This is a genomic window from Bartonella sp. AC158YNML (assembly GCF_042196725.1).
GTDB lineage: Bacteria > Pseudomonadota > Alphaproteobacteria > Rhizobiales > Rhizobiaceae > Bartonella.
In genome coordinates this window covers 30,910-43,477 of sequence record NZ_JBHIQU010000008.1, presented here as the reverse complement: position 1 = coordinate 43,477, position 12,568 = coordinate 30,910, and the positions used below count along the sequence as shown (strand labels likewise).

General features: G+C 34.9%; 11 protein-coding genes. 7 read left to right on the top strand and 4 right to left on the bottom strand.

Annotation, left to right across the window (positions count from 1 at the left end):
• Window positions 1–326: 326 nt before the first annotated feature.
• Entirely contained in the window at window positions 327–1,103 is a 777-nt protein-coding gene (locus ACFIM1_RS05910) for a class I SAM-dependent methyltransferase (RefSeq protein ID WP_375609453.1), read from the bottom strand.
• A gap of 420 nt (window positions 1,104–1,523) precedes the next feature.
• On the opposite strand from ACFIM1_RS05910, the gene ACFIM1_RS05905 reads away from it, so the two are divergent.
• The 4 genes from ACFIM1_RS05905 to parE all read left to right on the top strand — a co-directional run bounded on the left by ACFIM1_RS05905 (window position 1,524) and on the right by parE (window position 6,006).
• Window positions 1,524–2,150 carry a LemA family protein gene (locus tag ACFIM1_RS05905; RefSeq protein WP_375606689.1) on the top strand — a complete coding sequence of 209 codons (627 nt, stop codon included), beginning with the start codon at window positions 1,524–1,526 and terminating at the stop codon, window positions 2,148–2,150.
• Window positions 2,150–3,001: a TPM domain-containing protein gene (locus ACFIM1_RS05900; RefSeq protein WP_375606690.1), complete on the top strand. Its 852-nt coding sequence runs from the start codon at window positions 2,150–2,152 to the stop codon at window positions 2,999–3,001. Before ACFIM1_RS05905 ends, ACFIM1_RS05900 begins: the two co-directional genes overlap by 1 nt.
• Window positions 3,002–3,124: 123 nt before the next feature.
• Window positions 3,125–3,862 carry a lipoyl(octanoyl) transferase LipB gene (lipB, locus tag ACFIM1_RS05895; RefSeq protein ID WP_375606691.1) on the top strand — a complete coding sequence of 246 codons (738 nt, stop codon included), beginning with the start codon at window positions 3,125–3,127 and terminating at the stop codon, window positions 3,860–3,862.
• A gap of 77 nt (window positions 3,863–3,939) precedes the next feature.
• A complete protein-coding gene (parE, locus tag ACFIM1_RS05890) occupies window positions 3,940–6,006 on the top strand; it encodes a DNA topoisomerase IV subunit B (RefSeq protein ID WP_375606692.1) in 2,067 nt (688 codons plus the stop codon).
• A 17-nt stretch (window positions 6,007–6,023) separates the two neighbouring features.
• Here the strand turns inward: parE and recJ are convergent, their stop codons facing one another.
• Window positions 6,024–7,808 (bottom strand): single-stranded-DNA-specific exonuclease RecJ, encoded by a 1,785-nt coding sequence (gene recJ / locus ACFIM1_RS05885; RefSeq protein WP_375609452.1) that lies wholly within the window; start codon window positions 7,806–7,808, stop codon window positions 6,024–6,026.
• A gap of 295 nt (window positions 7,809–8,103) precedes the next feature.
• Between recJ and rplM the strand changes: the two genes are divergently transcribed.
• From rplM to ACFIM1_RS05870, 3 genes are all read left to right on the top strand, one after another.
• Complete coding sequence (gene rplM / locus ACFIM1_RS05880; RefSeq protein WP_375606694.1) at window positions 8,104–8,568, top strand: 50S ribosomal protein L13; 465 nt, start codon at window positions 8,104–8,106, stop codon at window positions 8,566–8,568.
• Between the two features lie 2 nt (window positions 8,569–8,570).
• Window positions 8,571–9,056: a 30S ribosomal protein S9 gene (gene rpsI / locus ACFIM1_RS05875; protein WP_375606695.1), complete on the top strand. Its 486-nt coding sequence runs from the start codon at window positions 8,571–8,573 to the stop codon at window positions 9,054–9,056.
• A gap of 154 nt (window positions 9,057–9,210) precedes the next feature.
• The gene (locus tag ACFIM1_RS05870) at window positions 9,211–9,288 is read left to right on the top strand and encodes a hypothetical protein (protein WP_375606729.1); all 78 of its coding nucleotides are present in this window, start codon (window positions 9,211–9,213) and stop codon (window positions 9,286–9,288) included.
• Window positions 9,289–9,366: 78 nt separating this feature from the next.
• Here ACFIM1_RS05870 and ACFIM1_RS05865 read toward each other — a convergent pair whose 3' ends face one another.
• Together ACFIM1_RS05865 and ACFIM1_RS05860 are read right to left on the bottom strand one after the other, a co-directional pair.
• Window positions 9,367–9,732 (bottom strand): response regulator, encoded by a 366-nt coding sequence (locus ACFIM1_RS05865; protein WP_273724078.1) that lies wholly within the window; start codon window positions 9,730–9,732, stop codon window positions 9,367–9,369.
• 544 nt (window positions 9,733–10,276) lie between these two features.
• A complete protein-coding gene (locus ACFIM1_RS05860) occupies window positions 10,277–10,636 on the bottom strand; it encodes a hypothetical protein (RefSeq protein WP_375606730.1) in 360 nt (119 codons plus the stop codon).
• Window positions 10,637–12,568 lie beyond the last annotated feature (1,932 nt).

The following is a 12,568-nucleotide window of genomic DNA, read 5'->3' as shown; positions in this document are numbered from 1 at the left end:
CTCTCATTTAATAATAAAAAGCAATCATAAAAACAAAGAATTATCAAACATTTCTATTCAATCTACCTCTTTCCATTTTATAAAATAATCTGTTGTTAAACTGCAGTAAAGAAAGCGCTTCGATGCTATAATGCAGAGCATAAGTTTTCTATTTAAACTCTCTCATATTAAATGAACAATGAAAATCAGCGGTAATAAGATGTCAATGTGAATGCTGAAGAAGAAAAAACCTTTCTCCCTCAAAGTCTGCCTTAATAATGCGTTAATTTTCTGAATAGCGCCCACTCTGATGTGCTAAAAGAGCAAAAGCAATCATCGATATCGGATTATCCTGCATACATATAGAGCTCACTTCGATACAAAATCTCCAAATTGCCTTGCACTTCATATTTCTTTATCAATGCGACCAATTGCCGCAAATATTCTTTTCCATGGCTCGCAATAGCGCGTTGCGCTTGCGTTGAAGAGCGGCTCATTCCAATAAAAAATTCAGACGGGATCATCATCGTCCAATTATGCGTATGGAAAGAAATTTTTTCTGCTTTTACCCCAAAGCCATCACTCATTTCCTGTAAAAAATCAAAATTACGATAATAACGGGAATAATTTGGACTCATCTTCTCTAACAATGTCTCATAAACCTCTAGAAATTCACTATGTTTGAAATCACGATTATTTTGGACAACTGCCATGACACCATTGGCTCGAAGTTGATCTGAAATAGCGCAAAGCAATTTAGGGCGATCCATCCATTGAAATGCCTGCGCTGCAACGATAAGATCTACCTTGCCTATTTGAGGCAATAGATCTTCGGCTCGGCCCTGATACCAACGCACGTTCGGAAATTTTCTTTGTCCCTGCTTAATCATATCAGCCGATACATCAATAGCATGATATTGGTGCTCGTTGCCTAAAAATTTAACAATCCCCTCTAATGCGATGCCTGTCCCAGCGCCTACATCCACGATGGACAAATTCTTTTTGTTCTTAAAAGGAAAGAGCATGGTCTTAAATAAAGTAAGGGGATAGCGAGGACGATAGCGATTATAATCATCAGCCAATCCGTCAAATTTTTCACTTTGCTGTTGGACACTTTCTATCATAGAACTTTGTCTCTCCTTACAGTTGCTGATATACATAATTAAAAAGTATTTTTATCCAATACGTTAAGCATAACTTCTAAAGGAAGAAAATAAGAACTTCCCTTACCTTCTATTTTTCTATAAAATTGATCCTTACATTTTTCTCTTTTCCAATTATTATCTGCACGTTGCGAAATCCAAAACTCCTACGAAAATAATATAATTTTCTGTAATAATAATTGATATAAATATTATTGATCTTTTATAAGATGACATCTATATTACTATTATTATTTTAATATCAACAAGTCACTTAAGCGTACCTAAAACGCATAGAGATATCAATTTATTGATAAATACGCCTGTTTATAAATTTCAAAATACTTTCCACCAAGAAAAAAGACTCTATATAATACATAAAATATCTGTGGAGACATCTTTATGTTAAATGTACAAACTTCTTCAATGTTTAGAATATTAAAACGATTTTCAATTATTATTTTTTTGGTATGGTTAGTGCCATTTTTAAGTGGTTGCGGATTCAATGCGATACCAACAAATGAAGAAAAAGCACACGCCGCATGGAGTGAAGTGCTCAATCAATATCAACGTCGTACAGACCTCATCCCTAATCTTGTAGAAACAGTTAAAGCTTACGCAGCTCATGAACAAAGCGTTTTCACAAATGTAATTGAAGCACGTGCTAAAGCAACGCAAGTCAATATTAATGCAGATATGTTGAATAATCCAGAAATTATGCAGCAATATCTCAAAAATCAAGCAAACTTATCAAGTGCACTTTCGCGGCTTATGGCTGTTGTTGAAAACTATCCGGATCTTAAAGCAAACCAAAACTTTCTTGCTCTTCAGTCACAATTAGAAGGAACAGAAAACCGTATTTCCGTTGCGCGCCGCGATTATATTGAAACAGTACGTGCCTACAATACTGCACTCAAAACAATGCCGACGATGATTTGGGCAAAGTTATGGTTTCGCGATGCTAAACCCATGCCAACTTTTACCATCGATACAGATAGCCAACAAACACCAAAGGTTAATTTTAATTAATGAAACTATTTCGATACTCTTTGCAACGTATTGTATTTCCAAAATTATGGGCTTTTATCTGCTCTCTGTATTTAGTTGCTGCATTGGGAAGTATCGCTTGTTCGCAAATAAAATTTCCTCATTTAACAGGGTATGTTAATGATGTAGCTCATTTGCTCGATAATGCAACCAAGGAAGACTTGATAAAAAAACTGGCAGCACTCGAAGAGAAAACGGGAGATCAAATTGTTCTTGTCACACTCCCTACTCTTTCGGGCAATGATATAGAAACATACAGCAATTCTCTTTTTCGTACATGGGGATTAGGCCAAAAGAAGATCAATAATGGTGTATTATTGGTCATTGCACCAAATGAACGCACAGCACGTATCGAAGTAGGCTACGGTCTGGAAGGAGAACTAACAGATGCCATTTCTTCTGTCATCATTAATAGCTTCATGATTCCTAATTTTCGTGAAGGAAATTATCAAAAAGGGATTGTCGAAGCGGTTCATGCAATTATCAAAGTAATCACACAAAGTGATGCTGATTTTTCTTTTCGAATCAATCAAAAAGCTAAAGCTGTTGAAGAACAACGTAAACAAGCTGAAAAAGAAGAAATGATTATCAATACAATCATGTTTTTCATTCTCTTTATAGTCGTTGGTTTGCCCATTCTTGCAATGATTTTTGGTAAAAAAGTAGGCCCACAAAAGTATCTTTGGATGGGGATTATCTTCACACCTTGGTTTCTTAACTTAAGTGCCGGTGGCAGATATCCTGGTGGAAAGTTCGGAGGTCCTCGAGGTGGAGGGGGATTTAGGGGTGGTGGTGGATCATCAGGTGGTGGCGGTGCAACAGGAAGATGGTAAAACGAGCATATAACGATTTTTTTATAAAATTCATTGCACTTCTTATAAACTATCTCTTAATTTTATTCTTTTTTTATTTTTCTGATTACAATATAAACTCAAACATCAAGATAAATATTACTAATGACATTTGAATTGAAACATACGGATCGTAATCACTTATCACATCATTTTAATGCAATTCTAGGCAATCCACCAGTTGAATGGAAGATAAGTGATCATCTAGTTGAGTATCCTGAAGCTCTGCGTTATATGCAAGAACGTGTAGAAAAAATTCTTGCAAAAACCGCACATGAACAAGTTTGGCTTCTTGAACACCCTTCCCTTTATACAGCGGGGACGAGTGCCAACAAAAAAGATCTTTTAGCACCCCATTTATTCCCTGTTTATGAAGCAGGACGTGGAGGTGAATTTACATATCACGGTCCAGGACAACGTATTGCTTATATCATGCTTGATCTTAAACGCCGAAAACAAGACATTCGTGCTTTCATTAGTGCATTAGAAGAATGGATCATACAGATGCTTGCAAATTTTAATATTAAAGGCGAACGACGAGAAGATCGCGTTGGTGTCTGGATTAAACAGCCTCATTGCCCATCAAAACAAAATGATCTTTCTTCTGAAAATAAAATTGCAGCTATTGGCATTCGAGTGCGCAAATGGATAAGCTTTCATGGAGTTTCTATCAATGTTAATCCTAATTTAGCCCATTATTCAGGAATTGTTCCTTGTGGAATTACAAACCATGGTGTAACAAGCTTTCTTGATCTAGGGTACTCTGTAACAATGTATGATATTGATATCGCTCTCAAACACGCTTTTGAAGAAATTTTTGGTCCAACAATTGATGTTTCCTAAGTGCATTGATTTTTAAATAAAAAACAGGCATAAAATTTATTTTAATAAATATTTTATGAGGTGGATAGTTAAACGCTATGAGCGATAACAACAAGGATCTTTTTAGTGTTTTAAATAAAGCCCAATCTCGGGTAAATACAAAAGAAAGCACTCTGCAGTCTCCAATGAAATCAAAAGCGGTGATTTCAAAAAAAAGTGCGAAAGATATGCAAGAAGATGACTATAATGCTCTCTCTATTCGAGTACTTGAGGGGTTAGAGCCCGTACGTTTACGCCCTGGAATGTATATTGGTGGAACAGACAGTAAAGCACTTCATCATTTATTTGCCGAAATTATTGATAACGCGATGGATGAAGCTGTTGCGGGTTATGCAGATTCTATTGAAGTCTCATTAGATAGGAACGGTTATATAACCGTTACAGATAATGGACGCGGTATTCCTGTCGAAAATCATCCTCAAATGCCCGAGAAATCTACTCTTGAAGTTATTATGACACAACTCCACTCAGGCGGAAAATTTGATGGAAAAGCTTATCAAACTGCTGGTGGACTTCATGGAGTAGGAATTTCTGTCGTCAATGCTCTTTCTGATGATATGGAAGTTGAAGTTGCACGAGAACGAAAACTGTACCGCCAACGTTTCTCACGCGGTATTCCTCAATCTGGATTGGAAGATCTGGGAGATGTTTATAATCGTCGTGGTACGCGCGTTCGTTTTCATCCTGATCATGAAATTTTTGGTGAAAAAGCAGCTTTTGATCCAGAAAAAATCTATAAGATGACATGCTCCAAAGCCTATCTTTTTGGTGGCGTAAAAATTCGCTGGTGTTGTGATCCCGTCATACTTGAAGGCACAAAAAATATTCCTGAAAAAGCTGTTTTTCATTTTCCCGATGGGCTTAAAGACTATTTACTTGCGTCACTAAAAGATGAATATCGAGTAACGTCAGAAATTTTTTCTGGCAAAACACAACAAAATAACGGCCATGGCTGCGTTGAATGGGCGATCGCTTGGCATGGTGGTGATTCTTGTGTGCAATCTTACTGCAATACGATTCCTACAGGAGAAGGCGGAACACACGAAATAGGATTACGCCAAGCTCTTTTGCGTGGATTGAAATCCTACGCTGAGTTAATAGGAAACAAGCGCGCAGCAATTATTACGTCTGACGATATTATGATTTCAACAGCCGCAATACTTTCAGTCTTTATCAGTAACCCTGAATTTGTTGGACAAACAAAAGATCGATTAGCAACCATTGAAGCACAGCGTATCGTTGAGAATGCAATCCGCGATCCTTTTGATCATTGGTTAGCAAATTCCCCACAAGAAGCAACAAAACTTCTCGATTGGGTTATCGAACGTGCTGAAGAACGTGTTAGACGACGCCAAGATAGAGAAATAAGTCGAAAAACTGCTGTCCGTAAATTACGTCTGCCCGGTAAACTTGCAGATTGTAGCCAGAACCATGCTTTGGGTGCTGAACTATTCATTGTTGAAGGGGATTCTGCAGGAGGATCTGCTAAACAAGCAAGAAATAGAGCAAACCAAGCAATTTTACCTCTTCGTGGTAAAATCTTAAATGTCGCTAGTGCTGCACATGAAAAAATGAACTCAAGCCAAACAATTAGCGATCTTATCCTTGCTCTTGGATGTGGAACACGCTCCAAGTATCGTGAAAAAGATCTCAGATATGAACGTATTATCATCATGACAGATGCTGATGTTGATGGTGCTCATATTGCGTCACTGCTCATTACCTTCTTCTTTCAAGAAATGCCTGACCTTATTCATCAGGGACATTTATATCTTGCCGTCCCTCCCCTTTATAGAATATCGCAAGGAGGAAAAGTTGCTTATGCTCGTGACGACATTCATAAGGATGAATTGCTCAAAACTGAATTTACTGGAAAAGCTAAAATCGAAATCGGGCGTTTTAAAGGGCTGGGTGAAATGCGCGCAGAACAACTTAAAGAAACGACTATGCATCCTCAAAAACGTACATTGCTTCGTGTTTCTATTGATGCCGTGGAAATACAAGAAACGAAAAAGACTGTAGAAAGTCTCATGGGAACAAAACCAGAAGCACGATTTCGTTTCATACAAGAAAACTCTACTTTTGCTTCTAATCTAGACATCTAATATAAAAAATATCCCTTTCAAACCACTGCGGCTGCGTCAATCACGCGCAGTTGCGGATTGATCGTTCCATTCCAATAATTCAAACTAAGATGACCAGCTAAATGAATCATTTCACCAATATTTTCAAAAAGAAAATCACCAAGTGATGTCCCTACAGCACGAAAAGCTATTCCTTGTAGTTTTTTTCCTTCAACATTAGATACAATGAGGCGAAGATGTCCTTTACCAACTTCAGATAGATTCACCAGTCGATGAGAGGGAAGAACAAAAACAGGTGTTGCATTCCCTGCCCCAAATGGCCCTGCTTTTTCAAGCAATTCAAACAGCGCTTCATTAACACCGGAAGCAGAAAGAGAACCATCTATACTAAGAGATTTTTTTGCACGCAACTGTGAAACCATTAAAGAAACTTTTTCTTCTAGCCATTTTCGAAAAATTTCAATTTTTGTTGATTGAATTGTAATTCCTGCTGCCATACTGTGTCCCCCTCCTTTTTCTAATAAATTTAATGTAACAGCTTCACGAACGAGTGCTCCTAAATCTATACCATTAATTGAGCGTCCCGACCCTACGCCATTTCCATCTTCTTTCAAAGCAATAGCAAAAACAGGACAAAAAAAACGCTCTTTGAGACGGGAAGCAAGAATACCAATAATTCCCGGATGCCATTCTTTATGAGAAATTACAAGCGACAATGGTATTTCTTGATCTTGATAAAGAGAAGTAATATAAGATTCCGCTTGTGCTAATTGAATGTTCTCCATTTCTTGGCGTTCTTGATTAAGCCGATCTAATTGTTCTGCTATTCTGTCCGCTTCATCTTTATTCTCACAACTAAGCAAACGTGCTCCCAAAGCTTGATCACCAATGCGCCCTCCTGCATTAATTCTAGGACCTAATAAAAAACCTAAATGAAAACTATTAAGCGGCTCCCCTATTCGTGCAACCTTTGTTAAAGCTGTTATTCCTAGATTATGCATAGAACGAGCAACTTGCAGCCCTTTTATCACAAAAGCACGGTTAACCCCCTGTAACGGAACAACATCACATATGGTTGCCAATGCAACAAGATCAAGCATACTGAGAAGATCAGGCAGTTTCCCTTTGAATTGTTTTTTCCGCAGTAAATGATGAACCCAAGCTAATGTAACAAAGACAACACCCGCTGCACATAAATGACCCTGTTCAGAAAAATCATCAGGACGATTAGGATTGACAAGAGCAATAGCTTCTTGATGAATCTCTGACATTTGATGATGATCTAAAATCACAACATCAGCCCCAGCAAGCCTAGCTGCTTTTACGGCATCTGGACTGTTTGCGCCACAATCAACAGTGATAATTAACCGAGCGCCTTCTTGCACAAGCATCCTCATTGCTTGTTCATTCGGACCATAGCCTTCAACAATACGATCAGGAATATAAATTTTGACTTCAATACCAAAATAACGAAAAAAACGCGCTATGAGTGCCGATGAACAAGCACCATCAACATCATAATCTCCAAACACAGCAACCTGTTCTTGATTGAGAAGAGCCTTAACAATACGCTCTGCAGCGCATTGCATATCCCTAAAACTTTCTGGATCAGGCATAAGCGTACGCAATGTTGGATTAATAAAAGCAACAGCCTCAGCTTCATCCACATCTCTTGCTGAAAGTACTCGAGCTAGCTGATCTGGAAAACCAAATTTTTGAGAAATAGCGCGCGCATTATTTATCCCTTGAACATCAAGGGCATCTAACCAAGCTTGACCACAAGCAGAAGATTCAACATTGAGAAAATAACGAGACCACTGCATTATTACTTATTTTATAATGAAGAACGATAAAATACAATCATGCGTTAAAGATAAAATAGTCTTTTGCAACATTCATTTTAAATTTAAATGATCCACAAACTTCTTTAATGTGGTATTATAATACCGCTCTCATAACACGCTGTTTTATAAAGTTTTTATTTTCTCTTGACGTCAATCAAAAGACATTATATCAGAGCAAGTAGTATGCGTTAAATATTTCGCTATGGTAACAATTTTCAACGCAAAACAGTAAAAATTCCCTTATATTAAAAGGGTTCTAATAAAGGATACTTCTATGGCAACTTTTTCACAAAAGCCAACTGAAGTGGTGAAAAAATGGGTTATTATTGACGCAGAAAACCTTGTTTTAGGTCGTCTTGCCACATTTGTTGCGAACCGCTTACGTGGCAAACATAAAGCTACATTTACTCCACATGTTGATGATGGTGACAACGTTATTGTCATTAATGCAGATAAAATAGCTCTCACTGGCAAAAAATATACGGATAAAAAATATTATTGGCATACCGGCTATATTGGTGGAATAAAACAACGTACAGCACGTCAACTTCTTGAGGGGCGTTTTCCCGAACGCGTTATTGAAAAAGCGGTAGAACGTATGATTCCTCGTGGGCCTCTTGGTCGCCGTCAATTGAAGAATCTGCGTGTTTATGCTGGAAACCAACATCCACATGAAGCACAACAGCCTGAATCTCTTGACGTTGGTGCTTTAAACCGCAAAAACAAAAGGATTGCTTGATTATGGCTGAAATTAATTCTCTTTCTGAGCTTAGCATAGTAACAAGTATTACAGAAACACATGAAAATGTTGTTTCTGTTCACGTGCAAAAGCTTGATTCACAAGGACGTGCTTACGCAACAGGAAAGCGTAAAGACGCTGTTGCACGTGTATGGATTAAACCAGGTTCTGGAAAAATCACGATCAACAATAAGGAATTTGACAAATATTTTGCTCGTCCTGTTCTTAGAATGATTCTTCGTCAACCAATTGTTGCAACAAATAGGGATACCCAATTTGATATTATTGCAACCGTCGCAGGCGGTGGTCTTTCCGGACAAGCCGGTGCAGTGCGCCATGGCATTTCCAAAGCTTTAACCTATTACGAACCAGAACTTCGCTCAATCTTGAAAAAAGGTGGGTTTCTTACCCGTGATAGCCGTGTTGTTGAACGTAAAAAGTACGGTAAAGCAAAAGCACGTCGTTCTTTCCAATTCTCAAAGCGTTAATTTCAATTTTTGCAATGCATAAAGCCTCGGACAAAAACGGGGCTTTTTCCCCTACTAAAACAAACTTTTAGATGAATGTAGGAACAAATCTATACCGATTAGAAAAAACAAGAATGCAAAACAATCCCTTCTCTTAAGATAAAAGGCAAGAAAAATAGACCGAAAGAATTCAAAACTTCAGTTTCAATTTTTAAAATCTGTTTTACTAACTTGTAATATATCCACGTGCTGAAGCACAAAAATATTTACGCGACAACTTTAACAATCTTATAAGCTTTTCAATGCTTTTTCTATCACCACTTAACAAGCTTTAGTCCAAGAAATGCTTTACCATTGTGATAAAATGAGGGACAGAAATAGGCTTTGACATATATTCTTCACATCCACTGGCACGAATTCGCTCCTCATCGCCTTTCATAGCAAAAGCTGTTACAGCAACAACGGGGATTGATCGAAGTTCTTCATCTTCTTTTAATTGTTTAATAACATCTATTCCAGAGACCTCTGGCAACTGGATATCCACAAGGATAAGAGATGGCATTGATGAACGCGCCAAATCTAATGCCATAAGACCATTACGCGTTTCAACGGTTTCATAACCACTCGCTTCTACAAGATCGCGAAATAACTTCATATTAAGCTCATTATCTTCCACGATCATGACTTTTTTTGACATTCGTATAACTCCACCCTTCTCAGATAAAATAGAGAAATAGAAATGAATTCACATTCTCTTTGCTTAAGATAAAATGATAAAATGAATTGTAAACCACAAAGAGATTAAAAGATTCCAATAAAAGCATTTTTGCAAATATTTGTAAGACGCATCGCTATACTTATTCAGTTCATCAACATAAAACCCACAAATAGTCGTAAGATTGTGTGACCTTGTATTTTTTGAGTTGATATACAAAGTTTATGGATATCTCAATTAATGCATTCGCGTTTTCATCATAAAAAAATATCAACCACAAACTTAGCTAAAATGCGCATTTTGAAGAGGAAAAAATTTAAGTAAATTTAAAAAGCAACTGATTAGCTGAATTTAATGCACCATATACTGGCATCCACAAAACAATATCTTAATGATATAAAAGGATAAACTTATCAATGTCATTAAGATTAAAAAAAATAAATAAACCGTGATTAAATATCACGATTTATTTAATATAAAACATTCAATAACAAAATAATTCAAAGTTTATCAAGGATAATATCTTTTAATTCAAAGCCCATGAACTATGAGCAAAAGCATCGAATGTTCTTCCACCTGTCTCTCTGTTAGGACTCGGCGGCTTTCTAGTAAAGAAATATACAAAATATGCGATTAAAGCAAAAATCGCTGTCTCCATCCCCATTAAACCCGCAACTTTTTGGACATTTTTCTCAGCCCCTTGTCCTCCAAACTGGCTAATAATCATACCAACAGCTTTAATAACTCTATTTTCTTGTGTCATTACAGAAATAAAACCAGCATTTTGAAATCTATCATTTAAAGAATCAGCATTGGCTCTTAAAATCTGTGAAAAGAAAATCGCTACTGCAACAAAACATACTATACAATGCTTGAATATTTTCATCATAACCACCTAATTACAATAATTTAATAAAATAAATTTTCTTTACCGCCCCTCTAAATAGAAAACATTCCGTTATCTATCAATAAAGTATATTTATCTTCTTACAATAAAAATATAATACAAAATTTAATTAATAATTTTATTTAAATTATTATTTTTATATTATATTACACTTATAATATATCCGTTACATGCTTATTTAAGAATTGTCAATTATTTTATTTGTAATTTATAATGTGTAATTTAATGATAAAAATATATTAAAATAAAGTTATTTTATTGTTTTTATTATAAATTTTGCTTTATTATCATAACTATTATTATTATTTTACAATATAAAAAATATCAATATGTTGTTTTTTATTTGCACGTAATATTTTTATAAAATAATTTTTCCTTAGTATAGATTAAGAAAAAATATTTGCCCCAGCTACAATTAGCGTAAGCACCAGCTTAATTCTTTGATTGAAAAAGCTAAATTAAGTAAGATAAGGGATAACTTTGGTGAATGCGCCAAATCTAATGCCATAAGCTATTACACATTTCAACGATTTCACAGCCATACGTTTCTACAAAAACGTGGAATAATTTTAATAAAGTTCATTGTCTTCCACAATTATAACTTTCTAACATTAATATAATTCCACAACTTTAAGATAAAATAGAGGAATAAAAATGAATACACCTTCTTTCTAACCAAGATAAAATGATTAAAAATATAAATCATAAAAAATTTAATAATGTCCAATAAAAGCATTTTTGCACAAACCTTTTGTAATGCTAATCGTTATAATTCTTCAGTTTATCAAAATGATAATCTAGAATAGCCGTAAAATGATGTGATCGTATATTTTTTGAGTTAATACGAAAAATTTATGGATATTCAAATCAGCTCATGCCCCTTTTCATCTTAGAAAAGATATCAATCACGAAAATTAGCATAGATATATATTTTGGAAAAAAATTTAAATAACGTTGATATGGATAGATTATTTGCTAGCAAACAATCTTCTCTATTAAATCAGAGTGTTCACTACTGTGATATTTTAATCTCAATCACGACAACACTTCAATAACAGACTAAAATATAGATTCACTATAAGCTTAAAATAAAAATTTTGGAATTAATCATACATACAATGAATGAACCATAAAATACAAAAGTAATCATAACACTAGAAAATGAAAAAGCTTATCACTCTTGTTCACTATTCCTTCCTCTCTCATTTTTTCTGTGTTATTTTTAAAGTCTTGTAAAAAATATGAATTACATGCAAAAAAAATTAGCCCTTTGTAATCTCTACGCCATCAATCACATTAGTTTTATTAATGATAAGCAATAACATCTGTATAGCTCTAAGCTTAGAGAACAACACCAGATTAAAATATCATTTTTATTTATTGTAAAAGAGGATGTAAAACTCCATTTTTCTCTTATCATTGTTAAGAAAAATTGAAAAATGAGCTTATTAATATTAAAAAAATAGAAAATAATTTTTTACAAAATAATATCTTATTTAATTACTGTTTAAAATAACCCATTTAAAATAATATAAATATATTATGTTTATATTGTATGTGTTTAAATTGTATATTTCTAATTAAATAATAATATTTATAATAACACTAAAATATTACATAATAAATATATTTCTATTAAATAAAATCATAACATAAAATAAGAAATTAACAATAAAATCAAGTATAATTCTCTTAGTTTACCAGTACAACAAATAAATATATTTAATTATGTTATTGAACTCAGTTGCATTACAATCGTTTTTGCCCGCTTTGCTTAGTGGATCCTTTTATTTCCAAGCAATTATTAACTGAATTTTGACTGCTCAGCATGCTGAAAAATCTCTATGTGATTGTTGTCTTGATAATTGCTATCATGTTGTTTGGCGAAGCTCTTAGCTTTCTATCGGGCAA